Below are 2,148 nucleotides of genomic sequence, written 5' to 3'. Positions count from 1 at the left end.
GTTCCACGCGGAACTGGCCGGGCTCGGCTATGACGGCTCGTACCGGCGGGTCGCTGCCTTTGTGCGCGCTTGGCAGGATGACTGGCTGCGCCAACAGCAGACCTCCGGCCGCGGTGTTTTCGTGCCGTTGGCCTTCGGCCCGGGCGAGGCGTTCCAGTTCGACTGGAGCGAGGAGCATGCCGTCATCAGCGGCGAGCGCACCAAGTTACAGGTTGCCCACCTCAAGCTCTGCCATAGCCGTGCATTCCTGGTGCGGGCCTACCTTCTGCAGACGCACGAAATGCTGTTCGACGCCCACAACCACGGGTTTTGCGTGCTGGGTGGCGTACCGCGGCGCGGCATCTACGACAACATGCGCACCGCGGTGGACCGCATCGGCCCGAGCCGCGAGCGGCAGGTCAATGCCCGCTTCCTGGCCATGGCGAGCCACTACCTGTTCGAGCCTGAGTTCTGCAATCCGGCGTCGGGCTGGGAGAAAGGTCAGGTCGAGAAAAACGTCCAGGATGCCCGGCACCGGCTGTGGCAGCCCATGCCCCAAGTCGCCAGCCTGGAGGCGCTGAACGCCTGGCTGGAGCAGCGGTGCTTCGCCTTGTGGGAGGAGATCCCGCACGGGGTTGAGCCCGGCAGCGTCGCCGCGGTCTGGCGGCAGGAGGTGGACTGCCTGATGCCGGTCAGACGAGTCTTCGACGGCTTCGTGGATGAGACCAAACGGGTGTCGCCGACTTGCCTCGTGCACTTCGACCGCAACCGCTACAGCGTGCCCGCCTCCTTCGCCAACCGCCCGGTCAGCCTGCGGATCTATCCCGACCGCATCGTGGTGGTGGCGGAGGGGGCGGTGATCTGCGAGCACCAGCGGATCATCGAGCGATCGCACGGGCAGGGCCGGACAGTTTACGACTGGCGTCACTACCTGGCTGTGGCTGTGGTCCAGCGCAAGCCCGGTGCCCTGCGCAATGGCGCACCCTTCGCCGAACTGCCGGAGGCATTCCGGGAGTTGCAGCGTCAGCTGCACGGCAGGGCTGGCGGCGATCGGGAGATGGTGGAGATCCTCTCCCTGGTGCTCCAGCACGATGAGCAGGCCGTGCTGGTCGCCGTGGAGATGGCGCTGCAGGCCGGGGTCTCCACCAAGACCCACATCCTGAACCTGCTGCATCGGCTGACCGATGGCACGGCCTCCCAGGTGCCACCGATCGAGGCGCCCCAGGCGCTGGTGCTGGCGCAGGAGCCCGAGGCGAACGTCGCCCGCTACGACAGCTTGCGCTCGCGGCAGGGAGGGCGTCATGCGTCATGATCCGGCGGCTGCCGCCATCACCATCATGCTGCGCAGCCTCAAGATGCACGGCATGGCACAGGCCGCGGCCGAGCTGACCGAACAGAGCGCGCCTGCCTTCCAGAACGCGGTTCCCATCCTGTCGCAGCTGCTCAAGGCAGAGCTCGCTGAACGGGAGGTCCGCTCCATTGCCTACCAGCTCAAGGCAGCACGGTTCCCGACCTACAAGGACCTCACCGGCTTTGACTTCGCCGGCAGCCAGCTCAACGAAGCCTTGGTGCGCCAGCTTCACGCCGGCGCCTTCATGGAGAAAGCCGACAACGTCGTGCTGGTCGGCGGGCCGGGCACCGGCAAGACCCACGTCGCCACTGCGCTCGGCGTCCAGGCCGTCGAGCATCACCGAAAGCGCGTGCGGTTCTTCTCCACGGTAGAACTGGTCAACGCCCTTGAGCAGGAGAAAGCCGCCGGGAAAGCCGGGCAGATCGCCGCTCGCCTGCTCCACGCCGACCTGCTGATCCTCGACGAGCTGGGCTACCTGCCGTTCAGCGCCTCAGGCGGCGCCCTGCTGTTTCATCTGCTGAGCAAGCTGTACGAGCAGACCAGCGTCATCATCACCACCAACCTCAGTTTCAGTGAGTGGGCGGCAATCTTCGGAGATGCCAAAATGACCACCGCGCTCCTCGACCGGCTCACCCACCACTGCCACATCCTGGAGACCGGCAACGACAGCTTCCGCTTCAGGAATAGCTCCGCCACCCAAGCCAAGCACGAAAGGAAGCCACAACTCACCTGACCAGACCGAAAACCCCGCTCCTCCATCCACAACCCGGGTCAATTCCTCATGGCAATCCCGGGTCAGCTCTCACTGGCATTCAACA

At 65.8% G+C, this 2,148-nt stretch carries 2 protein-coding genes; both read left to right on the top strand.

Going from position 1 to position 2,148, the window contains the following annotated elements; all coding sequences use genetic code 11:
• The coding region (gene istA, locus HJG45_RS28235; RefSeq protein ID WP_171617316.1) for an IS21 family transposase at window positions 1-1,291 on the top strand (1,291 nt) is incomplete at its 5' end.
• Window positions 1,281-2,063, top strand: coding sequence for an IS21-like element helper ATPase IstB (gene istB / locus HJG45_RS28230; RefSeq protein WP_171617314.1), 783 nt, complete (start codon window positions 1,281-1,283; stop codon window positions 2,061-2,063). The genes istA and istB, both read left to right, overlap by 11 nt.
• Window positions 2,064-2,148: the final 85 nt, after the last annotated feature.

Origin of the sequence: Roseicella sp. DB1501, from assembly GCF_013112485.1 — a bacterium.
GTDB lineage: Bacteria > Pseudomonadota > Alphaproteobacteria > Acetobacterales > Acetobacteraceae > Paracraurococcus.
Note: the sequence above shows the minus strand (reverse complement) of the source record. Positions and strands in the feature narration are given on the sequence as shown.

Bases quoted from the DNA above. Each gene is read 5' to 3' on its own strand.
- istB (WP_171617314.1), top strand. From the start codon at position 1,281: ATGCGTCATGATCCGGCGGCTGCCGCCATCACCATCATGCTGCGCAGC.